Annotated in this window: 24 protein-coding genes; 11 read left to right on the plus strand and 13 right to left on the minus strand. The window is 61.4% G+C overall.

All coding sequences use genetic code 11. The features are described from left to right. Positions 1 to 3: 3 nt before the first annotated feature. Both G3256_RS18460 and G3256_RS18465 read left to right on the plus strand, forming a co-directional pair. Positions 4 to 1182, plus strand: a complete 1179-nt coding sequence (locus tag G3256_RS18460) for an ABC transporter permease (RefSeq protein WP_169642223.1) — start codon at positions 4 to 6, stop codon at positions 1180 to 1182. Positions 1183 to 1190: 8 nt separating this feature from the next. Continuing rightward, complete coding sequence (locus G3256_RS18465; RefSeq protein ID WP_169642224.1) at positions 1191 to 1580, plus strand: lysozyme inhibitor LprI family protein; 390 nt, start codon at positions 1191 to 1193, stop codon at positions 1578 to 1580. Positions 1581 to 1586: 6 nt separating this feature from the next. On the opposite strand, the gene G3256_RS18470 is transcribed toward G3256_RS18465, so the two are convergent. The 5 genes from G3256_RS18470 to dapE form a co-directional block, all read right to left on the minus strand. Beyond that, complete coding sequence (locus tag G3256_RS18470) at positions 1587 to 2936, minus strand: lytic murein transglycosylase (RefSeq protein WP_169642225.1); 1350 nt, start codon at positions 2934 to 2936, stop codon at positions 1587 to 1589. A 68-nt stretch (positions 2937 to 3004) separates the two neighbouring features. Then, positions 3005 to 3724, minus strand: a complete 720-nt coding sequence (locus G3256_RS18475) for a helix-turn-helix transcriptional regulator (protein WP_169642226.1) — start codon at positions 3722 to 3724, stop codon at positions 3005 to 3007. Between the two features lie 146 nt (positions 3725 to 3870). Beyond that, entirely contained in the window at positions 3871 to 6126 is a 2256-nt protein-coding gene (gene rnr, locus G3256_RS18480; protein ID WP_169642227.1) for a ribonuclease R, read from the minus strand. Between the two features lie 31 nt (positions 6127 to 6157). Next, a complete protein-coding gene (locus tag G3256_RS18485; RefSeq protein ID WP_169642228.1) occupies positions 6158 to 6730 on the minus strand; it encodes a TIGR04282 family arsenosugar biosynthesis glycosyltransferase in 573 nt (190 codons plus the stop codon). A gap of 76 nt (positions 6731 to 6806) precedes the next feature. Then, positions 6807 to 7958, minus strand: coding sequence for a succinyl-diaminopimelate desuccinylase (dapE, locus tag G3256_RS18490; RefSeq protein WP_169642229.1), 1152 nt, complete (start codon positions 7956 to 7958; stop codon positions 6807 to 6809). A 285-nt stretch (positions 7959 to 8243) separates the two neighbouring features. Between dapE and G3256_RS18495 the strand changes: the two genes are divergently transcribed. Beyond that, positions 8244 to 9338 carry a Hint domain-containing protein gene (locus G3256_RS18495; protein WP_169642230.1) on the plus strand — a complete coding sequence of 365 codons (1095 nt, stop codon included), beginning with the start codon at positions 8244 to 8246 and terminating at the stop codon, positions 9336 to 9338. 32 nt (positions 9339 to 9370) lie between these two features. Here G3256_RS18495 and G3256_RS18500 read toward each other — a convergent pair whose 3' ends face one another. From G3256_RS18500 to dapD, 3 genes are all read right to left on the minus strand, one after another. Then, complete coding sequence (locus G3256_RS18500; protein WP_169642231.1) at positions 9371 to 9724, minus strand: hypothetical protein; 354 nt, start codon at positions 9722 to 9724, stop codon at positions 9371 to 9373. An 8-nt stretch (positions 9725 to 9732) separates the two neighbouring features. Next, complete coding sequence (locus G3256_RS18505; RefSeq protein ID WP_169642232.1) at positions 9733 to 10641, minus strand: hypothetical protein; 909 nt, start codon at positions 10639 to 10641, stop codon at positions 9733 to 9735. Between the two features lie 105 nt (positions 10642 to 10746). Next, positions 10747 to 11574 carry a 2,3,4,5-tetrahydropyridine-2,6-dicarboxylate N-succinyltransferase gene (gene dapD / locus G3256_RS18510; protein WP_169642233.1) on the minus strand — a complete coding sequence of 276 codons (828 nt, stop codon included), beginning with the start codon at positions 11572 to 11574 and terminating at the stop codon, positions 10747 to 10749. A gap of 169 nt (positions 11575 to 11743) precedes the next feature. Here dapD and G3256_RS18515 point away from each other — a divergent pair, with 169 nt between their 5' ends. Beyond that, positions 11744 to 12592 carry an LOG family protein gene (locus tag G3256_RS18515; RefSeq protein ID WP_169642234.1) on the plus strand — a complete coding sequence of 283 codons (849 nt, stop codon included), beginning with the start codon at positions 11744 to 11746 and terminating at the stop codon, positions 12590 to 12592. A 12-nt stretch (positions 12593 to 12604) separates the two neighbouring features. Here the strand turns inward: G3256_RS18515 and G3256_RS18520 are convergent, their stop codons facing one another. The 3 genes from G3256_RS18520 to G3256_RS18530 all read right to left on the minus strand — a co-directional run bounded on the left by G3256_RS18520 (position 12605) and on the right by G3256_RS18530 (position 15181). Further along, positions 12605 to 13342 carry a DsbA family protein gene (locus tag G3256_RS18520; protein ID WP_169642235.1) on the minus strand — a complete coding sequence of 246 codons (738 nt, stop codon included), beginning with the start codon at positions 13340 to 13342 and terminating at the stop codon, positions 12605 to 12607. Then, the gene (gene rlmN, locus G3256_RS18525) at positions 13342 to 14526 is read right to left on the minus strand and encodes a dual-specificity RNA methyltransferase RlmN (protein ID WP_169642236.1); all 1185 of its coding nucleotides are present in this window, start codon (positions 14524 to 14526) and stop codon (positions 13342 to 13344) included. The genes G3256_RS18520 and rlmN overlap by 1 nt, the downstream gene beginning before the upstream one ends. A 124-nt stretch (positions 14527 to 14650) precedes the next feature. Next, positions 14651 to 15181, minus strand: coding sequence for an invasion associated locus B family protein (locus G3256_RS18530; protein ID WP_169642237.1), 531 nt, complete (start codon positions 15179 to 15181; stop codon positions 14651 to 14653). 177 nt (positions 15182 to 15358) lie between these two features. Here G3256_RS18530 and G3256_RS18535 point away from each other — a divergent pair, with 177 nt between their 5' ends. Beyond that, positions 15359 to 16339 carry an asparaginase gene (locus G3256_RS18535; RefSeq protein ID WP_169642238.1) on the plus strand — a complete coding sequence of 327 codons (981 nt, stop codon included), beginning with the start codon at positions 15359 to 15361 and terminating at the stop codon, positions 16337 to 16339. On the opposite strand, the gene G3256_RS18540 is transcribed toward G3256_RS18535, so the two are convergent. Together G3256_RS18540 and serB are read right to left on the minus strand one after the other, a co-directional pair. Further along, positions 16340 to 16654 (minus strand): hypothetical protein, encoded by a 315-nt coding sequence (locus tag G3256_RS18540; protein ID WP_169642239.1) that lies wholly within the window; start codon positions 16652 to 16654, stop codon positions 16340 to 16342. Between the two features lie 58 nt (positions 16655 to 16712). After that, entirely contained in the window at positions 16713 to 17591 is an 879-nt protein-coding gene (gene serB, locus G3256_RS18545; protein ID WP_169642240.1) for a phosphoserine phosphatase SerB, read from the minus strand. A gap of 157 nt (positions 17592 to 17748) precedes the next feature. Between serB and G3256_RS18550 the strand changes: the two genes are divergently transcribed. The 6 genes from G3256_RS18550 to G3256_RS18575 all read left to right on the plus strand — a co-directional run bounded on the left by G3256_RS18550 (position 17749) and on the right by G3256_RS18575 (position 26218). Beyond that, positions 17749 to 18930 carry a phosphoserine transaminase gene (locus tag G3256_RS18550; RefSeq protein ID WP_169642241.1) on the plus strand — a complete coding sequence of 394 codons (1182 nt, stop codon included), beginning with the start codon at positions 17749 to 17751 and terminating at the stop codon, positions 18928 to 18930. A gap of 51 nt (positions 18931 to 18981) precedes the next feature. After that, positions 18982 to 20577 carry a phosphoglycerate dehydrogenase gene (gene serA, locus G3256_RS18555; protein WP_169642242.1) on the plus strand — a complete coding sequence of 532 codons (1596 nt, stop codon included), beginning with the start codon at positions 18982 to 18984 and terminating at the stop codon, positions 20575 to 20577. Positions 20578 to 20930: 353 nt separating this feature from the next. Continuing rightward, complete coding sequence (locus G3256_RS18560; protein WP_246227697.1) at positions 20931 to 21701, plus strand: TetR/AcrR family transcriptional regulator; 771 nt, start codon at positions 20931 to 20933, stop codon at positions 21699 to 21701. A 1-nt stretch (position 21702) separates the two neighbouring features. Then, entirely contained in the window at positions 21703 to 21855 is a 153-nt protein-coding gene (locus G3256_RS18565; RefSeq protein ID WP_169642243.1) for a hypothetical protein, read from the plus strand. Positions 21856 to 21897: 42 nt separating this feature from the next. Beyond that, entirely contained in the window at positions 21898 to 23031 is a 1134-nt protein-coding gene (locus G3256_RS18570) for an efflux RND transporter periplasmic adaptor subunit (protein WP_169642244.1), read from the plus strand. A 4-nt stretch (positions 23032 to 23035) separates the two neighbouring features. Then, positions 23036 to 26218, plus strand: coding sequence for an efflux RND transporter permease subunit (locus G3256_RS18575; RefSeq protein WP_169642245.1), 3183 nt, complete (start codon positions 23036 to 23038; stop codon positions 26216 to 26218). The last annotated feature ends 178 nt before the right edge of the window (positions 26219 to 26396 follow it).

Below are 26396 nucleotides of genomic sequence, written 5' to 3' on the forward strand. Positions count from 1 at the left end.
CAGATGGTAGCTCTCACACCAATCTCGCGCACACCCGTCTCTTTTTATGTGCCCGTGGTGGCGGCCGCCGGCGCATTTGCAGGGCTGCTCGTCGGCACGGCACAGGGCAGTTCCCTGCTGGGCATCATTCTTGGTGCGGCACTGATGGCGGCGGTCGCTTATGTGCTGACACAAATCATCAGGGAAGAAAAAGCAGGCATCTGGGGGCTGACGGCGCTTCTGGCAGTTGCCGGGTTTTTCATGGGCGGCATCGCTGCGGCCCTCATCGGTGCAGCCTTTGGCTGGTTCTTCGGATGGTTCAGCTTCTGGCTCTACGAAGGGCGTTACCGCGCCAAAGTGGCGCCCTATCTCACACCCCGTCAGGTGCTGTGGCATTTCACATTCCGGGTGATCTGCGGGGCCATTCTCGTATTTCTGATCACGCCCATCCTTGTGGTGATGCCTCTGAGCTTTAACGCCGAGGATTTCTTTACCTTCACGCCGGAGATGCTGCGGTTTGACCCGGCGGGCTATTCAATGAAGCACTATGAGGATTTCTTTACGAACTCTGACTGGCAGGGAGCGCTCAAAAATTCGATCAGAATCGCACCTGCCGCCACGCTGCTCTCGGTAGGCTTCGGCACTCTCGCAGCTATCGGTCTGAGCCAGCCGCATGTGCCGTTCCGGCGTGCGATTATGGCGATCCTGATTTCGCCGATGATCGTACCGCTGATCATTTCGGCGGCTGGCATGTACTTCTTTTACAGCCGTATCGGCCTGCAGGGCACATACGCCGGCGTGGTTCTCGCACATGCGGCCCTGGGTATCCCCTTCGTGATCATCACGGTGACAGCAACGCTGGTGGGTTTTGACAATTCGCTGACGCGGGCGGCGGCCAATATGGGGGCCAACCCGGTCACCACCTTCTTCCGGGTTCAGATGCCACTCATTCTGCCCGGGGTGATTTCCGGCGGTCTCTTTGCCTTTATCACCTCTTTCGACGAGGTTGTGGTTGTACTCTTTGTCGGTTCTGCCGGTCAGAAAACGTTGCCCTGGCAGATGTTCACCGGTCTGCGTGAACAGATCAGTCCGACGATCCTCGCGGTTGCCACCATTCTGGTGATTGTCTCGATTGCGCTGCTGACGGTGGTAGAACTATTGCGCCGACGATCTGAGCGCCTGCGCGGGATGAGCCCGGCATGACCTCAGATATGGTAACCAGATGTCTCTTTGGGCTCGTACTGGCAGCCCTGCCCGCGACTGTTTCCGCCGATCCGTCGCTGGAGTGCAGTCTTGTGTCGTCCTCTCAGGTCGAAACCTCGGCCTGCCTTGCAGAGGTTGAGAAGCGGGTGGATGAAACACTCGGGATCGCGCTGAATTCGGCCCGCGCCAGTGCAACAGAGCTGGATGAGATCACCGGCCGGACGGTCGCTCTCCCGGCGCTTGAGGCGTCACAGGCGGCGTGGGACGCTTACCGCGCGGCGCATTGTGAGTATACCGGAACGCTCTCAGGAGGTGGGTCAGGCACGGGTATTTCTATCCGCTCCTGCCGGATTTCGCTTACCCGAGCCAGGGTCGAGGAGCTTCTGAGCCGTCTCTGATCCTGTTTACCGCAGACGTTTCAGCAAAGTCAGAGACGCATACCCGTCCGGAACAAGCCCCTGCGCCCGCTGATAGGAACGCACCGCATCGATGGTTTTCGGCCCGATCCGCCCGTCAATACCCTGTGTGCTGAACCCTTTGCCTGTCAGGCGGCGCTGCATCTCTTCACGCTCGGCACGGGTCAGCGCACGGTCATCGGTGGGCCATGACGCACGGATCTCCGACCCGCCCCTGATGCGGTCACTCAGATGCCCCACACCGATCACATAGGCGTCCGCGGAGTTATAGGCCTCGATCGCTTTGAAGTTATCAAAAATCAGAAAGGCCGCCCCCTGCGCACCTGCCGGAAGCAGCACTGAAGCGCGTCCGTGATCAGGCACAGCCCGGCCGTTCATGTCGACGACGCCAAGCCGGGCCCACTGACCCGGCGACTTTTTTATCTTCCGGTCCGCGAGCGTGTAATCAAATCCTTTCGGGATCTGAACCTCGACGCCCCAGGGCTGTCCTTTGGTCCAGCCGGATTTCTTCAGATAGGCAGCAGTCGAAGCCAGCGCATCCACCGGATTGTCGGCCCAGATATCGCGCCGGCCGTCACCGTCAAAATCGACTGCATAGCTGAGATAAGAGGTCGGAATAAACTGTGTGTGTCCCATCGCTCCGGCCCAGCTGCCGGTCATATTGCGCGGGCTGGTGTCACCGTTCTGCAGGATTTTCAGTGCCGCGATCAGCTGTTCCTCGAAAAACGCACCGCGCCGGCCGTCAAAAGACAGCGTCGCCAGCGAGGTCACCACATCGTTTTTGCCGCGAAAGGTGCCATAGGCACTCTCGAGGCCCCAGACCGCCACGACCACCTCTTTCTCGACACCATACCGTTTCTCGATCGCTGTCAGCGTGCTGTTGTGGTTTTTCAGAGCGATCCTGCCATTGGCGATCCGGGTCGCCGAGGCGGCGCTGCCCAGATAGTCCCAGATGGTTTTGGTAAACTCCGACTGGTTGCGGTCGCGGCGGATCACATCCGCATCATAGCTGACATCGCGAAATGCGGCATCCAGTGTTCCTGCACTGATCCCCTGCGCCCGCGCCCGGCTTTTGAACCCGGTGACCCAGCGGTCAAAGCCCGCAGGCGATGCAACAACCTCAACCTTCGCTGTGTCTGTCACCGCTTGTGTCGCCGGCCGCAGCTTTGGCCGGGCAGCAACCGAGATCAGCGAAACGGGGTTCCTGATGGTGTCAGGCTGAGCCGTATCGGGCCGGTTCAGCGGCCTCACGGATTGCCAGATTCCCTCTGCCTGCGCTGTGTCCGCCATGGTCAGTCCGATGGCCAGAACACCTGTCGTCCAGATCTTCCACTGCATATTGCCGTCCTGCTGCTCTGTTTATTATTGGCACCAGTCTAGCGATTCGCGTCCCGCATAGGAAGAATTCAATCAGACCGGGCGCGATCTTCTGCCGGTGGCGCAATCTCACAGCGGATCCGGTCGAGATGCTCGCGCAGCAGCGGCACCCGTTTCGGACGGAAGCTCAGATCAGTCCGTTCGAGGCTTTCCATCCGGTCAAGACGGAAGGTTCTGAAATCATTCCGCAAATGGCACCAGGCCAGCAGCACGTTGGATCGGTCGAGATAAACAAGGCCCAGCGGGTCCACCCGCCGCACCGTATGCGACCCTTCGGCATCGCGATAGGCAAAGCGCACGCTGACCTCATCCCAGGTCGCCTCACGCAGCAGCGAGACATCGATGCGGATCACCGGCTGTGGCGCAAACCGGTGCGCATCGAGCACGGCGTGCTGCAACCGGTGCGCCTGGCGAGGCGGAACACGGGCTCTGATCTTGGCGAGCGCAGAACGCGCCGCACGGGCAAGAGACGGATCCCCGATAACCGCAACATCGCGCAGGCCCAGCACCAGCGCTTCAAGTTCATCATCCTCAAAACCCAGGGGCGGCAGCGCCGCATCCTCAATCAGCGTATAGCCAAAGCCCGCCTCCCCATCGATAACGGCCCCGATCCCGCGCAGCGCATCAATATCGCGGTAGATCGTACGCAGGGACATGCCCATCTCATCTGCAAGGCGGCGGGCGGTCACGGGCGGAGACAGCCGCCGCAACGTCTGCATCATCTGGAAAAGCCGGTGGGTTCTGCTCATGAGGTCAGCATATATCACAATTACTGCCGGAAACTGTCAGCAAAGAAGAGCGTATTCCGCAACCCCGTCTTCAGCAATGCCGGCGCTCCGCACGGTCTCCTGTGCAGCGATCATCTGCGCGGTTTGGCGCCCGGCCCGCACACGCTTTAGCGGCGCGTGCGTTTCACTTTGCGTTTGGTTTTGTCACTGCGCCGTTTGGCTTTTGCTTTGTGGCGTTTCGGGCTGCGCCCCGCCGGCGAACGGCGACCTCGCGGCAGGTCATCGCCATCAAGTGATAAAAGCTCCAGGGCGATCCCGCCGGTCACAGGTGCCGCTTCCGCAAGCCGCACCGTCACGCGCTGGCCAAGGCTGATGATCATGCCGGTATCAGCTCCCATCAGGGTGCCGGCTTCCTGGTCATAGTGGAAATATTCGCGTCCGATTGAGCGCATCGGCACGAGACCATCCGCGCCGGTTTCATCGAGTTTCACAAAAACACCAAAGCGCGCGATGCCGCTGATCCGTCCGGTGAACTCATTGCCCACCCGCTCGCTAAGAAAAGCTGCCAGGTAGCGGTCCGTGGTGTCGCGTTCAGCGATCATCGACCGTCGTTCGGTCTCGGAGATATGCTCGCCCGTCTGCTCCAGGTCATCATAGTCTTCAGGGCGCAACCCGTCCCTGCCCCAGCCATGCGCCGCGATCAGCGCCCGGTGCACGATCAGATCGGAATACCGCCGGATCGGCGAGGTGAAATGCGCATAGTTCTTCAGCGCAAGCCCGAAGTGACCAAAGTTCTGCGGCGCATAATAGGCCTGGGTCATGGAGCGCAGCGTCGAGATATTGATGAGCTCCGCCTCATCTGATCCGGCTGCATCATTGAGCAGACGGTTGAGGTGTGCTGTCTGCAACACCTGCCCTTTGGCGAGGGTAAAGCCGCTGGCCTTTGCCGTCTCGCGCAGCGCGTCGAGTTTTTCGGGGCTCGGTTCTTCGTGCACCCGGTAAAGCAGCGGTGTTTTCTTTGCGATCAGGGTCTCGGCGGCAGCGACATTTGCAAGCACCATGAACTCTTCGATCAGACGGTGCGCATCGAGCCGGTCTTTGAAACTGACAGAGGTGACCTTGCCTTCATCATCCAGCACAATGCGACGCTCTGGCAGGTCAAGGTCCAGCGGTTGCCGCCGTCCCCGTGCCTCCATGAGCGCCTCCCACGCGGTGTAGAGCGGCTTTAAAACAGTCTCTGTCAGGGGTTCGGTACGGTCATTCGGGTTGCCGTCCACTGCTTCCTGGACTTCTTCGTAATGCAGCGACGCAGGCGAGCGCATCAGCCCGCGATGAAAACTGTGCGAAAGCTTATTGCCGGTCGCATCAATCTGCATCCGTACAGCGATACAGGCGCGCGGCACCCCCTCGTGCAGGGAACACAGATCGCCCGACAGCCGGTCGGGCAGCATAGGCACCACCCGGTCGGGGAAATACGTGGAATTGCCCCGCTTGCGGGCCTCACGATCCAGTGCAGAGCCCGGCGTGACATAGGCTGCAACATCGGCAATCGCGACCCAGATGATGTGCCCGCCCTCGTTGCCCGGGTCTTCATCTGCGTGGGCGTAACAGGCATCGTCATGATCGCGGGCATCCGAGGGATCGATGGTAATGAGCGGCAGATCCCGCAGATCCTCGCGTCCTTTCAGGCCCACCGGTTTCGCACGGTCGGCTTCGGCGATCACATCATCGGGAAAGGCATCGGGGATGCCGTGCTGGTGGATCGCGATCAGCGAGACCGCCTTTGGCGCGGACGGGTCGCCAAGACGCCCGGTCACCCGCGCCCGCGGCAGGCCCATGCGTCCCTTCGGGCCGGCCTGCTCCGCTTCGACCAGTTCACCGTCCTGCGCGCCGTGGGTGGCATCGCCGGCGACCTGCCATTCCTTATCCGCGCCCTTGTCGATGGGCACGATCCGCCCGCCTTCAGCCGTTTTGCGGAAAACGCCGAGCACCCGGCGCGGATTGGTGCCGATGCGCCGGATCAACCGCGCCTCATAGTGATGATCCTCACCCTTTACGACCGTCAGCCGCCCAAGAATACGGTCGCCGGCACCCAGCGCCGGATCAGAGGCGCGCGGAATGAAAAGCACCACCGGCTCGACCCCCTCGCCCAGCCATTCGAGTGGTTTCGCAAAAAGATCGCCGTCCTTGTCCGGCCCGGTAATCTGCAGAACAGCAACGGGCGGCAGGCGGTCCGGGTCCTGGTAACTGCGCTTGCGCTTTTCGAGATGGCCTTCCGCCTCAAGCTCTTTCAGGAGGCGCTTAAGGTCGATGCGGGCCGCGCCTTTGATGCCGAACGCCTTGGCGATATCGCGCTTTGCCGTGAGGTTCGGGTTCTCTGAGATCCAGTCCAGAATTTCGGCTTTGGTGGGGATTTTGTTCATGCTCCTGAGGTAGCATGCGCACCCGGAAACGTCATCGCAAATCGTGCACGGTATCGACATCCGCCAGGCTGTCGGCAAAGGCGGTTCTCCTGTCGCCGAGGGTTGCCAGGGTATCCTGCAGTGCATGCTCAGAAGACCAGCGGACGCCCTGAAAGAGCCCCCGCGGCGGCGGGCGGTTGCGCCTGAGCCCGATCAGCCAGTACCCGCCGTCGGGAGCCGGGCCGAGCACCACCTCGTTACGTCCCAGAAGCGCAAAGGATCGCGCGATATGTGCGCGTGTGATCAACGGAATGTCGGCACCGATAATACAGAGCGGCCCGGGAGAAGCATGCCGTAAGACGCGCGCCATCCGGTCGCCCAGCGACCCGGTCCCCTGGGGTATCCGGTGAAGTCCGGCAGGCCAGATCCTGCTGCGCAGGCCTTCGGCGTCCGGCGACACGGCCAGCAGCGTCTGCCAGCGCGGATCGGTCACGCGCCTGAGGAGTGCTGCCGTCTGATGCCGGAACCACCAGGCCGCGGTGGTCATGCCGATGTCGCGCCCGAGACGCGATTTGACCCGTCCGGGACGTGGTTCTTTGAGCATCACGACAAGCGTTTGTTTCACGACCGCTGTTCCTGATAAGGCAGCGTCGCTCGCCGGGTGGTGGCGTTCCATCCGCGCCCTGTCTGTGACACCGCCGTCACCCTGCGGCGAAATAGCTGGCCAGAATGCGCGCGTAGATGGCTTTAAGCTCATGGATATGCGCCACCTGCACATGCTCATCAACCTGATGCATTGACTGGCCGACCAGTCCGAATTCAACAACCGGGCAATGGTCCTTAACAAAGCGTGCATCCGAAGTGCCACCAGTTGTGGACAGCTCCGGTTTTACCCCGGTTTCGGCCTCTACCGCCGCTGCGACCAGATCCGACAGCGGGCCGGGTGGTGTCAGAAAACTCTCGCCGGAGATCTTAATCCGCAGGTCCGTTTTCACGCCGAATTCAGTCTCTGTGAGGGCGATTTCGTCACGGATCCAGTTGCTCAGGGTCTCGCCACTGTGCAGATCATTAAACCGGATGTTCACTGTGCCGGAGCATTCGGCCGGGATGACGTTGGTCGCCGGATTACCGGTATCGACCGTCACGACCGCCAGTGTCGACGGATCAAAATGGTCTGTGCCCTGATCCAGGTCGCGGCTGGCCAGACGGTCCATCAGGCGCATCATGGCCGGCAACGGGTTAAGCGCGCGGTGCGGATATGCCGAATGTCCCTGTTTACCGGTCAGCCGGATCCAGGCTGTCATCGAACCGCGTCGCCCGATCTTCATCATCGAACCCATCACATCCGGGCAGGTCGGCTCTCCCACCAGACAGACGTCCATTTTCTCGCCGGTTTGTTCCATGTACGACAGCAATGCGGTGGTGCCGTCAGTCGCGTCGCCTTCCTCGTCTCCGGTGATGGCCAGGATAACAGCCCCCTCGGGCGGCGTGTCGCGCACAAAATCCACCGCCGCCGCGGCAAAGGCGGCAACACCCGATTTCATATCCGTGGTGCCGCGCCCGTACATTATGCCGTCGCGGATTTCGGCACCAAAGGGCGGCATGCTCCAGGCGGCCTCATCGCCGACCGGCACCACATCAGTGTGTCCGTTAAAGCCGAAGGTGCGCGCATGGCCCTGCGCGCCCCAGCGGGCAAAAAGATTGGCGATCCCGCCCCGGTCCGCGCGGCTACAGTCAAATCCTGCATCGCTCAGCAGCTTTTGCAGGATATCCATCGCTCCCTCGTCGGCCGGGGTCACGGAGGCGCAGCGCACAAGATCGGCGGTCAGGGAAACGGGGTCAACAGCAGGCATGGGTTCTCCGGACATCAGGCACAGGTCCACAATGGCTAAAAGCTCAGCGCCGCCAGCACAATGGCCGGAGCCCGAAAGCCAGTAAATACTTAACAACCACCCGCAGTGCGTGTTACTTTGAGGTTAAGAACAAAAATGACAGAGCAGAACGGCCATCACCGGTCACAGACTTCAGCAGACGAAACCCCGCGGCCTTTACGCCGCGCCGGGCGGACAGGAAATGCAGGCACCAGGGATAATAAAGCGCACCGAGCGGTCAACGGCATCCGTCCGGACGGGTCCGTCATGACCTGGATTGCGGTTGCGGATCACAAAGAGCGGCGGTTTTCCCTGCGGGGCGTGGGCGAGGACCGGACAGACCGACGTCTGCACCCGGGTGATCCGGACTATCAGCCACAGTGCGGTAGCCTGATGTTCGAGACGCGGCTGTCGCCCGACGGCCGGCCGCAGGTGCTTTTGTCGTTCAGCCGCAGCTGGCCCGAACAACGCAGCCTGACGTTTCAGGCGATCCCGGGCGGTGGCATTTCAATGGTTCAGGTCACCGGTGAGAATATCGCTCATGCGGCTCTGACACACGGGGTTCCGGGCAGAACGGATGTGCTGCGCGTCACTTTCAGCTGGGACGCCGGACGCGGCTTTGCCCGCCTTACGGTTGAGCGCCCGGAAGAAGACCAGGTCGCTTCTGTCACGGTCAGTGATGTCCGGCCAATGCGGCTGCAGGACCTGCGCGACATGCTGCTTGGAAAGGGTGATCAGATCTTTGCCCGGGACGTGGTCTTTGCCGCCCTCTCGGACCGGGTAGAGCCGGTTGGCCCGATGCCCGGTCTGGCACCTGAGGCGATGGTTGCAACGCCCGGTGGCTACCGCGAGGCTGCTGATCTCCGGCGCGGCGATACGGTTATTACCCGCACGGGCGAAATTGTCCCGGTGCTGCACGCTGTTTCCCGCAGAGTGCCCGCACGGGGCAGCTTTGCACCCGTCCGGCTGCGCGCGCCCTATTTCGGGCTGCGCGATGATGTGATCACGGCCCCCGGTCAGAGACTGGTGATCGACGGGCCGGAGGTCGAATACCTCTTTAACGAGGAGGCAGTACTGGTCCCTGCGCGTCACCTGATGAATGGTTTCGCAGCACTGCCCGTGCAGCCCGTGCCGGTGCAGACCTACACACAGCTGATCCTGCCTGCGCATGAGGCGGTGCTGGTCGCAGGTACTGCAATGGAAAGCCTGAACATCGGACGGATCAGGCGGTATCCCGAGCGTCTTGCGGCCACGCTGCTTGCGGAGACGGACCGAAGCGCGCTGCCCGAACACGGGCACGCCGCCTTTAAGGTGCTCAAGTGGTTTGAAGCGATCCATCTTGCCCGGCAACGCGCGGCCTGACCACGCCGCGACCGCACTTGCCGTCGTGGTTGTCAGTCCGCATCCGCTTCCGGGTGAGTGCCGTAGAAGGGCTCCATCTGGGCCACGATAACCGCATTTTCATCCAGCGCGCGCTGCATCAGGCCGCGTTCGTCCTCACCGATTTCATGTCCCTCGGCGAGGCGCTCATCAAGCGTGCCGTAGCCTGTCACGTCCAGCGGCGCGGTATCGGCCTGTTTCAGCACGGCCACTGTTTCGCGCACCGCTTCGGCCTCGTCGATGCCGCTGGCAAAGACCACAAGGCCGGCACCCGTTGCGCCTTCGGGCAGACCGTCGCCTTCCTTGCGTCCGATCTGGACCACAAGCGTATAGACCTGCTGACGGGAGGGTTTCTTTGACGCTGCCATGCCCCCTGTTAGGGCTTGGCGAAAGGTACCACAACGGCTTTTTCGAGCAGGTCGCCTGGCGTCCAGCTGTCATAAGGCTGCCATTCAATGGCCATTTCATGCAGGTTCCGGAAGCCCGCAATTATCGCCGCGCGGAATTCAGGCGGCATGCGCAGGTATCCGTCGGCCTGCCGTTCCCAGCGAAAGGCCATCTTGTCTTTGGCGTCGCGGGTCTCGAAAGCGTCGAGCAGCACCAGCGCGGTGCAGCCGGCATAGCCAGGGTTTTCTGCATCAAGCGATGCTTTTTCGACCACCTCGCCCGGGAACCACCCCCCGTATTCCGACAGGATGCAGCTGCCGCTGAGGCAGTTATCGAGCGCGTGGCGATGCACCGCACGTGTCTCTTCATCGGCCAGCGTGCAGACGCTGTCGCGCATACCGGCTGTCATCGAACGTGCAATCCGGCACAGCAGCCGTCGCAGATCATCGCCGTCAAACGTCACCAGATCACGCGCGGCCACAGAACCCTCATCCCCGATCGCCCCGCCAAAAGCCCGGCGGAAGCCATGGGTGATGGCCGCGCGCACCGGAGACGGCGCCCTGCGGTAAATATCGCGGTAAAGCCCCCAGTGAGGCGCAAATTCACCTGCCACCGCGCCGCCCTGTATCCGGTCGGCCAGCAGCAAAGCCGTCGACGTCATAAAGGAGGCCGGGTCCACGTCGGGCCGCGTGGCAAACCGCATAAGGTCTTCGGCCAGCTTTCCGCCGTCTGCCTCGGACATCCGGCAGTGCTGATCAAAGATCACGCGGCGCAGCACCGGCTTGTGCTCCGGACGGAAACAGGTGGCGAGATCCCCGAACCCGGTGGCCGCGACAGAGCGCAGATCCGAAAGGGTCTGCAGCGTCTGAAAGGTAACAGGGACGGGTGAATGGCGCATACCCGGCGGCTTAAAGAGCGATCCTGGCCAGAATGGTTCCGGCGTCGGGCAGGTTCCGGGAAAAACCGGGGCAGGTCTGCCCCAGGTCTTAAGCTTTGGTAAAGATCAGTCGCGCAGAAGCTCGTTGATCGAGGTTTTGGAGCGCGTCTGCGCGTCCACCTTTTTCACGATCACTGCGCAATAGAGGTTCACGCCGTTCTTTGATGGCATCGAACCTGCGACGACCACCGAGCCCGCCGGCACTTCGCCATAGGTGAACTCACCGGTTTCACGGTCCACGATCTTGGTCGATTTACCGATGAAGACACCCATGCCGAGCACGGAGCCTTCACGCACAATGCATCCCTCGACAACTTCAGATCGCGCACCGATGAAACAGTTGTCTTCAATGATTGTCGGGCCCGCCTGCATCGGCTCAAGGACGCCCCCGATGCCCACGCCCCCCGACAGGTGAACGTTTTTGCCGATCTGTGCACAGGAGCCGACGGTGGCCCAGGTGTCGACCATCGTGCCCTCATCCACATAGGCGCCAAGGTTCACAAAGGATGGCATCAGCACCACGCCGGGCGCAATATAGGCGGATTTACGAACGACACAGTTGGGCACAGCGCGGAAACCGGCCTCTTTCCACTGCGCATCCCCCCAGCCTCTGAACTTGCTGTCGACCTTGTCCCACCAGCCGCCGCCCTGCGGGCCGCCGTCCTGCTGAGCCATGTCCCTGATGCGAAAGCCCAGAAGAACCGCCTTTTTCGCCCACTGATTGACGTGCCACTCGCCACCTTCGCGGGGTTCGGCCACGCGCAGTGCGCCGCCGTCAAGGGCTGCAAGCGTGTCCTCAATAGCGTCACGTGTTTCGCCGGTGGTCGCCGGAGTGATGCTGTCACGTGCCTCCCATGCGGCTTCGATCGCGGCTTCAAGCTGTGCATTGGACATCGGCGTTCTCCGTAATATCAAAAATTCAGTTTTCGGGCCTATACAAGGCCAGCCCGGCCGGCGCAATCGCGAGGTGTCGCCGCGGCAGGCCCGGTTGATTGCACGCGGACCATTGCATCCCGCAGCGCAACGTGGCCCCTTAGGCTGAACCCGCCTGACGGAGAGAGAAATGACCACACGCCGACAAACGCACCCGCTGCGCGACGCCCACACCGACCGCGATGCCGCAAAGGTTGTGCCCGATACGCCGCAGACCCGTGCCTCTGCCTACCGGCTCGCCTTTACCGACGATGATTTCATGTGCCGTGACGAGCTGCGCCCGGTGCGTCTGCAGCTGGAACTGCTCAAGCCCGAGATGCTGCTCGATCAGCACAGTATCACCAGCACCATCGTACTTTTTGGCGGGGCGCGCATCCCGCGGCCGGCGGAGAAAGACAGGGCGCGCACGAAAACGCTCGCCGACCTGTCACATTTTTATGGCGAGGCGCGGGAATTTTCCCGGCTGATGACGATCAAAAGCCAGGAAAGCATGGGCCGGGAAAACGTCATCGTCACCGGGGGCGGGCCCGGCGTCATGGAGGCAGGCAACCGTGGCGCACTGGATGCCGGCGGCCATTCCATCGGCCTGAACATCGTGCTGCCGCATGAACAGGCACCGAATGAATACGTGACGCCGGAACTCTGTTTCAACTTCCACTACTTTGCGATCCGCAAGATGCATTTCCTGATGCGGGCGCGGGCGATCTGCGTTTTCCCCGGCGGGTTCGGGACCATGGACGAGCTTTTCGAGGCGCTGACCCTTATTCAGACCGGACGGATGCAGCGTGTTCCTGTGCTGCTCTTTGGCCAGGCGTTCTGGGAAAGCATTCTGAACTGGGATGCCCTGGCAGATGCGGGAACGATCTCCGAAGAAGACCTCGACCTTTTCCGTTTTGTCGAGAATGCGGCGGACGCGATGCACCTTATCGAGAACTGGGACACGGCCCCCGCCCGCGACAAAATCCCCGGCCGCAGCTGAACAGCGCGCGGTTCAGGCGCAGACACGCATGGCCGTGTCCTGCTCAAGACGGATCAGCCTTGCGAGATCCGGTTGCCGCATCGCGCCGATCACGAGAGTGCGCCCGACCACCATACCGGGCGTGCCGGGAATGCCGAGCGCGCGCCCGAGACTGAGGCTTTCTTCCAGCAACAGCGTTACCTGACCGCTCTGCACATCGCGCAGGAACTGTTTCTCGTTCAGGCCCAGTGTTTCCGCCATAAGCCGCAGGGCCGATGGTCCGGGCGGCAGCGCGCGCTGCATCGTATAGCGGTGCGCCGCTTCCTGCGCGCCCTGAAGCCCGGCCGCGATAACGGCGCGCGCGGCCCGCACAGATGATGGCCCCAGCAAAGGCAGCGGGTGCCAGATCAGCCGGATGCCCGCACCGCTGTCCCGCAGGATCAGAAGGCGGTCTTCCAGATCCCGGCAATTGGGGCAGTTTACATCGCTGAAAACCGCGACCGGCAGGGCCGCATCAGGGACAGGAGGATCGCCGAACAGCGCCGCGCAGGGATCACCGGGCGGCGTTGCTGCGGCAAGCCGGCTGTCGTCACCGAGGCCCGCAAAGATATCGATACCGCCGGTAACAGCGCCTGACGCAAGCCGGCGAAATCCGGGAAATCCATTGAGTGGTTTGAAATCGAAATCATCCGGCCAGCGCCTGAGCACCGGCGGGAGGGCCAGCGCCCCTGCAACCAGAGCGCCAAGGACCAGAAGGCCCCGGCGCTGCATTATTCGCCTGCCAGCCCTGCTTCGGCTTCGATCTGACGGCGGGACTTGCGGGAACGTTCCGTCGCCGATTTCAGCTGCCCGCAGGCGGCCATGATATCCTCGCCACGCGGTGTGCGGATGGGCGAGGCATACCCGGCTTTGTAGATGATATCGGCAAAAGCGCGGATGCGGTTGTTCGACGAGCGCTGGTAAGGCGCGCCGGGCCATTCATTGAACGGGATCAGGTTGATCTTGGCCGGGATCCCGTCGATGAGTTTAATCAGCCGTCGCGCATCCTCGTCGCTGTCATTCACGCCCTGCAGCATCACATATTCAAAGGTAATGCGCTCGGAATTCGAGACTTTGGGATAGGTGCGGAGCGCATCCAGCAGTGTCGCGATGTTCCAGCGCTTGTTGATCGGCACCAGCCGGTCGCGCACCTCGTCCGTGGTCGCGTGAAAACTCACCGCGAGCTGGCAGCCGATTTCGGCCGCTGTCCGCGCGATCTCAGGCACCACACCGGAGGTCGAGAGCGTAATCCGCCGGCGGCTGAGCTGAATGCCTTCGGGGTCCATGGCGATTTTCATCGCGTCACGCACGTTCTCGAAATTGTAAAGCGGCTCGCCCATCCCCATCAGAACGATGTTGCTCAGGAGGCGCGTTTCATCTTTGGGCGCGCCGATCTCGGGCCATTCGTCCAGATCGTCGCGGGCCACCAGCACCTGGCCTATGATTTCGCCCGCTGTGAGGTTGCGCACCAGTTTCTGTGTACCCGTATGGCAGAACGAGCAGGTCAGGGTGCAGCCGACCTGGCTTGAGATACACAGCGTGCCACGGCCTTCTTCGGGGATATAGACAACCTCTACCTCATGCCCGCCGGCGATGCGCACAAGGTATTTCCGCGTGCCATCCGTACTGACATTTCGGGTCACCACTTCCGGCACTTCGATGACGAATTTCTCCTTCATCTCAGCACGATATGCTTTGGAAAGGTTCGTCATCGCATCGAAATCGCGCACACCCCACTGATAGATCCACTGCCAGATCTGACCCACCCGCATTTTCGCCTGTTTCTCTGGTGTGCCCGCGTCAACCAGTGCATCGCGCATCGCATCGCGCGTCAGGCCGACAAGATTGACCGGCCCGTCCGGCAGTTTACGCGGAATGGTATGTACGTCCTGTGTGATCGGCGCATTGGCAGACATTGAGCCGGCTCCCCGGTGGATTGATGGATGCGCCTCTATATAGGTGTTTGTGCGCGGATCAAAAGAAAAAGCCCGCGCACAGGATCAGATGTGGCGCGGGCAATGTAATGAAGGACGGCCGCTGTCAGCCGCTGCAGCGCTTTTCTGCGTCCTCGACGGCGGCGGTAAAGCCCAGCAGAGAAAAGGTGTCTTTGGTCGTGGTCCCGCGGCTGGAAATGCCGGTCACAACCGCATCAGCACCGCGCTTGAGGGCGCTGACCATCTTTTCGTCATCCGACGCACTGGCAGGCCATGCCCATTCGCCTTCGGTAAACATTGAGTATTCGGTGCCTGAGACACTGATCGTCACCTGGCTGCCAGCGCGGAAGGGATACCCTCCGGTGAACGACACCTGACCCGCGACATTGGCACCGGGCTGGTAGGACACCATCAGCAGGATCTGGCCACGGTTCGCAGCGACAACCCGCCCGTCGCGCGTGTTGACGGTATCGGTCGGCACCGAAACGCTCCAGCACTCTTTTGGGTTTTCCTCAACGAAAACGTTCCAGTCGGTCTTTGTTGCGACCCGGTTGCTGCTTTGCTCCTGAGCGGACGCAACACCCGCGATCAGCACCGCCGTCGCAGCTATCCCCAGAAAACCATTAGAAATTTGCATGTTTACAGCCTCCAGCCGTATTGAGCCTCATGTATCCGGCGGGCCTATGGTGCGACCTTTTATTGTGCCGCTGCCTTGAAAGGCGCGCTATTCTTCCCGACAAGGATCACAATAACGCAAACTGAGCACCCGCTTAAAGCCCGATCAGCAGCTTTTCGCCAGAAAGTGAGTGAAATAATGACGCATCCCGTTCCCATGACCGAAATCCGGCGCGGAGAATTCCTTGAAAGCTGGCATTCCGGCCATGCTGTGATCTGTGATGCGGGCGGCGACATCGTGCAGTCCTGGGGCGATCCGTCGCTGGTGGTTCTGCCGCGCAGTTCATCCAAAATGATCCAGGCACTGCCGCTCATCACCTCGGGTGCGGCGGATAAAGCCGGCCTGAGCACGGAACAGCTGGCGCTGGCCTGCGCCTCCCACACAGGGGCCGCAATTCATACTGACAGGGTGCAGACATGGCTGGACACGCTTGGACTTTCCGATGCAGCGCTGCGGTGCGGGCCGCAGGAACCTTCTGATCTGCCGGCACGCGACGGTCTGATCCGCGCAGTGGAGACACCCTGCCGGTATCACAACAACTGCTCGGGCAAACACGCGGGCTTTCTGACCCTGGCGCAGCATCTGGGCGCAGGCCCGGAGTATGTCGAGGCGGATCACCCGGTGCAAAAGGCGGCGCTGGAAGCGTTTGAGCGCGTGACAGGCGAGACTTCTCCCGGCTTTGCCATCGACGGATGCTCGGCACCCAACTTCGCCTCAACACTGCACGGCATGGCCCGCGCAATGGCCCATTATGCAGCCAGTCCCGATGGCAGTGCGGAGAGGCGGTTGCATGAGGCGATGCGCCTGCATCCGGATCTGGTCGCCGGCGAGGGCAATGCCTGCACGCATCTGATGCGCGCCATGGAGGGTCGCGTGGCGATCAAGACCGGGGCAGAGGGATATTACATCGCGATTATCCCTGAGAAAAAGCTCGGTGTCGCGCTCAAGATCGTGGACGGAACGACGCGTGCCTCAGAATGCGCGATAGCGGCAATTCTGGTGAAACTGGGCGTGTTAGAGCCTGATCATCCGGCCACTCGCCTTTATATGAACGCCCCCATCGTGAACCGCGCGGGCCAGCAGACGGGCTGGATCCGGCCGGCCGCCGCGCTGGCCTGATCACATCTCGTGGATTTCGGCGACCTCGACCGATCCGGAGCCGTCTTTCACCATCGGGCAATCTCGCGCCATCCGGACAGCAGACTGAATGCTGTCTGCCATCACGATTGAATATCCTGATACAGGATTCGCGCCGCCATCGTCTGACACGCCCGTGCTGCTGACGGTTTTTGACATGCCCACCGGATTACCCGGATTGACGACGGCATTGCCCATCCCTTCAAACCAGGACCGCCAGTCCGCCATGGTCTTTTCCATGTCCGCGTCGTTTTCGGGTGGTTTTCCCCCGTGATAGGCAAAGATGAATTCCGGCATGTAAGTTCCCTCCTGATGTGGCTTGCGAGGAGTATAGCACACCCGGTGCGGCCGTGGTTCACCCGGTTACGAAGTCATCCCGGCCATATCCCTGCAAATAGAGGAGTGCGGTGAGATCACCGTGGTTGATCCGCAGATCGCATTCGGCGGCCACCACCGGCTTGGCGTGAAGCGCCACACCGGACCCTGCAAGCCCCAGCATCCCCAGATCATTGGCCCCGTCGCCCACAGCGATAACATCGGCCGCGGTGATCTCCAGCCGTGCGGTTATCTCGCGCAGCGCATCAACCTTGGCCTGTTTGCCCAGGATCGGCTCACCGACACCACCGGTCAGATGACCATCGGCAACGAGAAGCGTGTTCGCCCGGTTTTCATCAAACCCCAGGGCGCGGGCCACGGCGCTGGTGAACGCCGTGAACCCGCCCGAGACGAGACCCGCGTATGCACCGTGATGCTTCATCGTTGCCAGAAGTGTCGCCCCGCCGGGCATAAAGGTGATGCGGTCGTCGAGAACGCGCGCAATCACCGCTTCGGGCAACCCTTTGAGCAGGCCAACGCGCTCGCGCAGGGCCTCTTCGAAATCCAGTTCGCCGTTCATGGCGCGCGCGGTGATGTCTTTTACACGCTCGCCAACGCCGGCCTCATCGGCAAGTTCATCGATACATTCCTGACAGATCATCGTGCTGTCCATATCCGCGAGCAGCATCTTTTTGCGACGCGTCGCCGTCTTCTGGACAGCCAGATCAACGCGCATTTTCTGTACGTCTTCCCAGACATCCCAGCGATTCGCAGGCATCTGTGGTACAGTGAATTCCGCAGCTTCATCCGGGGCGAGCCAGATCGCATCGCCCCCGCCCCAGGCATTGCGCAGCGCCTCAACCAGCGACGCCTCCAGCGTGTCCGCGCCCGTGGCGCCGATCAGGGTGACAGTGTACATCCGGGCGATTCCGATCTGCGTCAGTGATGTCGCAAAAAAGCGACCGAACGGCGTTCTAGACCGCTTTTTGCGATTGCACCAGTGCCCGCAGCCGCATACACCCTGCCGTGGGACACCCTTCCCCAACGAAGGGCGCTTATCTGGAAGGATAGCATTCATGGCTACTCAACAAACGGTGCCTGCGGGCGCCGCTCAAAAACCGTCCGTGCGACCGACCAATCCACGGTTTTCCTCCGGCCCCTGTGCCAAACCCCCCGTATTTGATCTGAATAAACTTTCCGACGCGCCGCTGGGGCGGTCGCATCGTGCAGCCCCCGGCAAGGCGAAACTGCTGGCCGCGATCGAGACCACCCGCGAGGTGCTCGGCGTTCCCGCTGATTATAAGATCGGAATCGTGCCGGCCTCAGACACCGGCGCTTATGAAATGGCGATGTGGTCGCTGCTGGGCGAACGGCACGTGGAAATGGTCGCTTGGGAAAGCTTTGGCGCAGGCTGGGTCACGGATGTCGCCAGACAGCTGAAGATTGAGCACACGGCCCATACTGCGGACTATGGCAAAATCGTCGATATGGCCGCATTGAACTATGACCATGACGTCTGTTTCACCTGGAACGGCACGACCTCGGGCGTTCGCCTGCCGTCGGGCGATGTCATCCCCGCGGACCGAAAAGGGCTCACTCTGTGTGATGCAACATCGGCGGCTTTTGCGATGGATCTGCCCTGGGACAAGCTCGATGTGACGACATTCTCCTGGCAGAAAGTGCTCGGCGGTGAAGCGGCGCACGGCATGCTGATCCTGAGCCCGCGCGCGGTTGAGCGGCTGGAAAGTTACACGCCGCCCTGGCCCCTGCCCAAGATCTTTCGCCTCACGAAAGGCGGCAAACTGATCGACGGGATCTTTACCGGTGCCACGATCAACACGCCGTCGATGCTTTGTGTCGAAGATTACCTTCTTGCGCTCGACTGGGCGAAGTCCGTGGGTGGTCTCAAAGGGCTGATCGCGCGGGCGGATGCCAATACTGCGGCCATTTCCGCCTTTGCAGAGACACATGACTGGATTGGTTTTCTGGCAGAGGACCCTGCAACGCGCTCCAATACCTCGGTGTGCCTGAAGTTCACCGACGACCGGATCGCGGACGGTGCAGGCTTTGCCAAAGCTGTCGCTGCAAGGCTGGCGGATGAGAATGTGGCTCTTGATGTCGGGGCATATCGCGACGCTCCTGCGGGACTTCGGATCTGGTGCGGTGGCACGGTGGAAACTGCGGACATCGAGGCGATGCTGCCATGGCTCGCGTGGGCGTTTGAGACCGAAATCGCAGCACAGATGGCGCAGGCGTAACCGCCCGCCCCTTTCTCACACTTACTGACAACACAGATAACGGAGTCCGTCATGGCCCCTAAAGTACTCATTTCCGACAAACTCTCCGAAGCCGCCGTTCAGATTTTCCGCGACCGCGGTATCGACGTCGATTTTCAGCCCGACGTGGGCAAAGACAAAGAGAAACTCGCCGAAATCATCGGCAACTACGATGGTCTCGCAATCCGCTCGGCCACCAGGGTTACGCAAAAAATCATCGATGCGGCGGACAACCTCAAAGTGATCGGCCGCGCCGGGATCGGCACCGACAACATTGACAAGGATGCTGCCTCGCAGAAGGGCATCATCGTGATGAACACGCCCTTCGGCAATATGATCACCACGGCCGAGCACGCCATTGCGATGATGTTCGCCGTTGCGCGGCAGATCCCCGAGGCCTCGGCCTCTACCCATGCCGGAAAATGGGAAAAGTCGAAGTTCATGGGCGTTGAACTGACCGGAAAAACGCTGGGGGTTATCGGTGCCGGCAATATCGGTGGCATCGTCTGTGACCGGGCGCGCGGGCTGGACATGAAAGTGATCGCCTATGACCCGTTTCTCGGGCAGGAGAAAGCCGACAAGATGCAGGTCGAAAAGGTCGATCTTGACGCGCTGCTGGCGCGTGCGGATTTCATCACGCTGCACGTGCCCTTCACCGATCAGACAGCGAACATCCTGAGCCGTGAAGCGCTGGCTAAAACCAAAAAGGGCGTGCGGATTATCAACTGCGCGCGCGGTGGTCTGGTCGACGAGGAAGCGCTGGCGGATGCGCTGAAATCGGGCCATGTGGCCGGTGCAGCCTTTGATGTTTTCGCCAAAGAGCCTGCGACGGAAAATCCGCTTTTCGGGCTGCCGAACGTCGTCTGCACACCGCATCTGGGGGCTGCCACCTCGGAGGCGCAGGAGAATGTCGCTCTGCAGGTTGCTGAACAGATGTCGGATTATCTGCTGACCGGTGCAGTCTCTAACGCGCTGAATATGCCCTCAGTCACCGCCGAAGAGGCCAAGATCATGGGTCCCTGGGTTAAGCTTGCCGGGCATCTGGGGGCTTTCATCGGGCAGATGACAGATGAGCCTATTCGCGCCATCAACATCCTCTATGACGGTGTCGTGGCCACGATGAACCTTGAGGCGCTTAACTGCGGCGTCATCGCGGGCATCATGAAAAAGGCCAATCCGGATGTGAACATGGTTTCCGCCCCGGTCATCGCCCAGGAGCGCGGCATCCGTGTCTCGACGACTAACCAGGGTAAATCCGGCGCTTTTGACGGGTACATTAAGGTGACCGTCGTGACCGCGGAGCGCGAGCGGTCTGTGGCCGGCACGGTGTTTTCGGACGGCAAGCCGCGGTTCATCCAGATCAAAGGCATCAACATCGACGCCGAGATCGGTGCGCATATGCTCTACACCACAAACGAAGATGTGCCGGGCATCATCGGCGCGCTCGGGCACACCATGGGCAGTAACGGGGTGAACATCGCGAATTTTACCCTCGGGCGGTCCGCTGCCGGCGGTGAAGCGATTGCACTTTTGTACGTGGATGAGCCTGTGCCCGCAGGCGCGCGCGCAAAACTTGCCGAAACCGGCCTTTTCAAACAGATCAAGCCCCTGCAGTTCGACGTCGTCTGACCCGCGTGACTGTCGGATGTCAGAGGTCTCCGCGCTGCTGACACGACCCGGTATCCGGGCTTTCAACAAAATAACCTGTCGCGCGCTGCGCGGCAGGTTTTTCTTTTCCGCAGGCGGCGGGAGGGTCTTCTGACCCGTCGGGCAACCATCCCGTCCCATAGTGGCTGCGGGATCGCAACGCAATCACAGCCGGCACGCGGTTCCGAAAATTGGAACAGCGTGTTTCTGGCACCGGCGAGTTGCTTCCAGATCATTCCAGGGCAGACTGAGACTTCTTAACTTCCGATCGTCTGTTGATTAATCCGACGCATCCGCTTACGTACCGACTGTCGGTCTGTAAGGGAGTCTGATGAGTGGAACCGGTAACGCGCAAACGCAGGATGGCGCCGGGAGACCGACGCGAAGCCATCCTTGATGCCGCACAGGCACTTTTTATGTCGAACGGCTGGGAGCAGGTGACCATCGCAGACGTTCTGGAGGCGGCGGATATCTCAAGGGGTGGTTTTTACCACCATTTCTCAGCCAAAGAGGACCTGCTGACCGGCATTGTGACCCGGACAACCGCGCAGGCGCTTGCGGCAGCCGAAGACATCCGCAGCCAGACCAGCGGCGATGCACTGGCCCGTCTGAATGCGTTTCTTTGCGGCTCCGTTCGCTGGAAAGCGGATAATATCCACGAGATGCGGTATTTCTCTGAAGTACTTACCAGGCCCGGAAACGACATGCTCTACCGGCGCATTTTCGATGCCACCGCAGCTGAGGTCATCCCGGTGCTGAAACGGATGATCTCAGATGGTGCGTCTGAAGGCACCTTCAATGTATCCGATGCTGGTCTGACGGCGGAAATCATCGTCGGGCTGGGACAGGGCCGGCAGCACGTCCTGAGCGAGGCTATGACGCTGGCTCTAAAGGGAAATCTGGATCAGGGGACAGATGTTCTGACTGCCAGAATGCAGGCAGAAGGTGCGGTCTGCGACAGGTTGCTCGGGCTGCCCGGGGGCAGCGTCCTGCTGTCTGACCCAAGGGATTATCGCCGGATGCTGGCTGGTCTGGCCAGCATTGATGATGCGGCGGCCGGAGGCCCGGCTCCGGCAAATGAGAGTCTGAAGCAGGAGAGAACCTGACATGCTGACTGTAAACAAGTTCAGGCCAGAGATCTTTGAAGTAACCCCGTCCGCCGTTGTTGAAGCACCCGACATCACGCACGAACGGGCGGGTGTCGGGTGCACGCAGACGCTGCCGGATTCCGGCGTCAGTGCCTTTTTCCGGCTGGATTAACGATTTGAATGTGCGCCGCGCCGCACTGTGGAGAACCGAGCCATGAATAATGACACCGAAGAGCTGACCTTTCAGGACGACAAAGGCGCATCCCGGTCCACATGGATTGCCGGCGCACTGGTGCTGGTCATCGTGGGATGGATGGGCAGCGGTTACATTCTGCCCTCAGAAAATCCTGAGCCTCCGCAATCTGCGGACGAGGGCATGGCACCGGTTGCCGTAACCGTCGAAAACTCCACAGCGGAACCAGTGACGCTGTACTTCCGCGCCGAAGGTCAGGCGCAGCCGGATCGCGATACGGCGATCCGCGCGGAAAGCTCGGGCGATGTGGCCGAGATTATGGTCGCCAAGGGCGAGGACGTCGCGCAAGGCGCGGTCATCGCACGGCTCACGTCAACCCGCGCCGACGCTGATTTCGCGCGCGCCCGTCAGGAGCTGGCAAGCGCCCAGCGGGAGTTTGATAACGCGATGGAGCTGCTGGACCGCGGTGTCTCCACCGCAGATCGGGTGAGTGATGCGCGGGCTGATCTGGCGGCGGCGGAAGCCTCTGTGACGGCAGCAGAGGAAACCATCAAAGCACTGATGGTTGTGGCACCTTTTGCCGGACGGATCGAAAGACTGACGCTGGACCCCGGAGAGTTCGTTCAGGTCGGGGCAGAAGTCGGACGGATCGTAGACAACACGCCGCTGACAGTCGCCATTCAGGTGCCGCAACAGGCGCTGCGCCGAATCGCAGGTGGCCAGACCGCCAGCATCAGCTTCATCACCGGCGAAGAACGCGAGGGCACGGTTGGCTTTGTCGGGACATCCGCAAATGCCGAGACGCGGACGTTCCTCGCAGAGATTGAGGTGCCGAACAAAGACGGGGCGATCCCTGCCGGCATCTCCGCCGAAATCCGCATCCCGACCGGCGAGGCACTGGCACATTTTATCCAGCCGTCGACCGTATCGCTGAATCCCGACGGCCGTCTGGGCGTGAAGACGGTGACTGATAACGATCAGGTTGCGTTCAGCCCTATTCAGGTCGTGCGCGCGGAAATCGACGGCATCTGGGTGACGGGACTGCCGGAAACGGCGCGGATAATCACGGTGGGTCAGGGTTTTGTGAATGCCGGCGAAACTGTCCGATCCTCGACGGCGCCCCGGGCGACAGATGCTGTGGCGCAGGGGAACTGAGGTAATGAATACCATCATTGATGCCGCATTCTCACGCAGCCGCGTTATCGTCATGGCGCTGCTTATGATCCTGGGCGTTGGTGCCTGGGCCTATGTCTCGATTCCCAAGGAGGCCAACCCGGAGGTGCCGCTGCCGCTGGTCTATGTTTCGACCGGGCTTGAAGGGATCAGCCCGGCCGATGCCGAGCGGTTGCTGATCGAACCGATGGAGGCGCAGTTTGCGGCCATAACCGGGCTGGAGAAGATGGAGAGCCATGCCTCCGAAGGCTTTGCCAGCGTCCAGCTGGAATTTACTCCGGGCGGCGACATCGAAGAGGCGCTCGACAAGGTGCGCGAGGCGGCCGACCAGGCCGAGAGTGACCTGCCCGAAGATGCCTATGACCTGACCATAACCGAGATCAACACCGCCCTCTTTCCGATCATCACGGCAATCATCTCCGGCCCGGTTCCGGAAAGGACCCTGAACGATCTGGCCGATGATGCCCAGGCCGCAGTTGAAGGGCTGGCGGGGGTCCTGGAGGTCGATATCGGCGGGGCGCGGGATGAATTTCTCGAGGTGCTGATCGACCCGACAGTGTTCCAGACCTACAACCTGAGCTTCGACGAACTCATCAGCCAGCTTCAGCGCAACAACCGGCTGATCGCGGCCGGTGCCATTGAAACGGGCGGCGGGCGCATTGTGCTCAAAGTGCCGGGCCTGATTGAAGATCTGGACGATGTGATGCAGATCCCCGTCAAGGTGCGCGGCGATGCGGTCGTCACCTTTGAGGATGTGGCCACCGTGCGGCGGACCTTTCAGGATCCGACCGGTTTTGCGCGGATCGACGGCCAGCCTGCTCTGGCGCTTGAAGTGAAAAAGCGCTCCGGTGCCAATATCATCGACACGGTGGCCGCGACGAAAGAGAGGCTCGAAGCACTTCGCACCGACTGGCCGGATAGCGTGCAGGTGACATACCTTCAGGACCAATCCGGACAGGTGGAAACGCTGCTGTCGGATCTGGAGGCGAACGTCATTGCCGCCGTTATCCTTGTGATGATCGTGATCGTCGCAGCCCTGGGGGTGCGCTCGGCGATCCTTGTGGGCCTTGCCATCCCCGGCGCGTTTCTGGCCGGCGTCATTGCCCTCTGGGGTATGGGGTTCACGATGAACATTGTCGTGCTGTTTTCGCTCATTCTGGTCGTGGGCATGCTCGTGGACGGCGCCATCGTCACCACCGAACTGGCAGACCGGAAACTGCAGGAAGGTGCGCCCCCGCACGCGGCCTATTCTTTCGCCGCCAAACGCATGGCATGGCCGATCATCGCCTCGACCGCGACGACGCTGAGCGTGTTTTTCCCGTTGCTCTTCTGGACCGGCATGGTGGGCGAGTTCATGAAATTCCTGCCGATCACTGTCATCCTGACCCTGGCTGCATCGCTCTTTATGGCGCTGATCTTTATCCCGGTGCTCGGTGGTCTGATCGGTAAACGGCCTGCTCAGACGGCTGCGTCCAAACGCGCTCTGTACGATGCCGAACGGGGAGATCCACGCCGGATCGGCGGGCTGACCGGTCTCTATGTGCGGCTGCTCGAACGGGCAATCCTGCGCCCAGGTGCCACCGCCCTGCTTGCAGTGGCACTTCTGCTCGGCGGCTTCGGGCTTTACGGCCAGTTTGGCAAAGGGCTGACATTCTTTCCTTCCGTTGAGCCGGAGTTCATGCAGGTGCAGGTCCGCGCCCGCGATAACTTCTCGATCTATGAGCGCGACGCGCTGGTGCGTCGGGTCGAGGCCCGGGTGCTGGGATATGAGGAGATCGCATCCGTTTATGCCCGTTCAACAATGAGCGCCGGACAGGGTGATGAGGAAACCATCGGCACTCTGCAACTGGAGCTGACCGACTGGAATACGCGCCGCACAGCGGCTGAGATCGGCAATGACATCCGCGGCGATGTGGCCGATATCGCGGGCATCGACGTGCAGGTGCAGACCGAAAGCGGCGGACCGACCAGCGGCAAGCCGGTGAATCTTCAGATCGCCGCGCGCAATCCTGCCGTACAGGCCGGGGCGGTCGATAAGGTATTATCGATCATGGAGCGGGTCGGCGGTTTCACCGATGTGACCGACACACGTCCGTTGCCGGGGGTCGAGGTTTCGATCCTGGTCAACCGGGCAGAGGCCGCGCGCTATGGTGCTGACGTCAGCCTTCTCGGGCAGGCGGTGCAGCTGCTGACCCAGGGCATCGCGGTGGCAGAGTACCGCCCCGATGATGCAGACGGCGAACTTGATATCAGGGTCCGTTTTCCGGCAGAAGAACGATCGCTGTCCGAACTGGGCAACCTGCGGGTTCCGACCTCAGCGGGGCTTGTACCGATTTCGAACTTCGTGACCTTCGCACCTTCCGAACGGACCGGCACGATCACCCGGATCGACGAAAGCCGCGTAGTGTCGATCGAGGCCAACGTCGCGGCAGGGGTCCTCGTGAATGACCAGATCACAGCCCTTCAGGCGGCCCTCGACGGCGCAGATATTCCCGACGGGGTGACCTGGAGCTTTGCCGGCGAGGCCGAAGATCAGGCAGAGACCATGGTATTTCTCGGCGGCGCCTTTGTGGCGGCGATCTTTCTGATGCTGGTCATTCTGGTGATCCAGTTCAACAGTTTCTATCAGGCCTTTGTGGTGATGAGTGCGATCGTCTTTTCGGTGGCCGGTGTGCTCCTGGGGCTGATCATCACCGGGCGCCCTTTCGGCGTTGTCATGGGAGGGATCGGGGTGATCGCGCTTGCCGGGATCGTCGTCAACAACAACATCGTTCTGATCGATACCTACAACGATCTGAAACGCACAGGCCTTTCCCCGCGCGAGGCGGCGTTGCGCACCGGCGCGCAGCGTCTGCGGCCTGTGATGCTGACCTCGGTGACCACCGCGCTGGGGCTGATGCCTATGGTGCTGGGCGCAAACCTGAACTTTTTCACCCGCGAGATCGTCTTCGGCGCGCCTTCCACGCAATACTGGACGGAACTTTCGAGTGCCATCGTGGGTGGTCTGGTCGTGGCGACGCTGCTGACTCTCATTCTGACGCCGGCGATGCTGATGCTGGGCGAGAAGCTGCCAGGCAGGCGAAAGGCCCGCGACGTTTCATCGACAGATGATCCGAAATCCGCAGGGACCGGGAAAGCGGAGGACCGCGCGCCCCTTGCGTCATCCTGATGATCCGCAGGGAGCGCACGGGGTCTCACAGGCCAGTGGACATAACGGTACCAGTGCGGGTTTCTGTGCGCCGCCAACGGCAGCGGGCCGTGGCTCTGTCTGCCGCAGAGCGCTCCGTCGGCAACAGCCGGTCTGCCAGGCCGGACTGCTACAGCAGATCAGGTGGCTGTCGTGAACT

The organism is Roseobacter ponti (assembly GCF_012932215.1).
Classification (GTDB): Bacteria; Pseudomonadota; Alphaproteobacteria; order Rhodobacterales; family Rhodobacteraceae; genus Roseobacter; species Roseobacter ponti.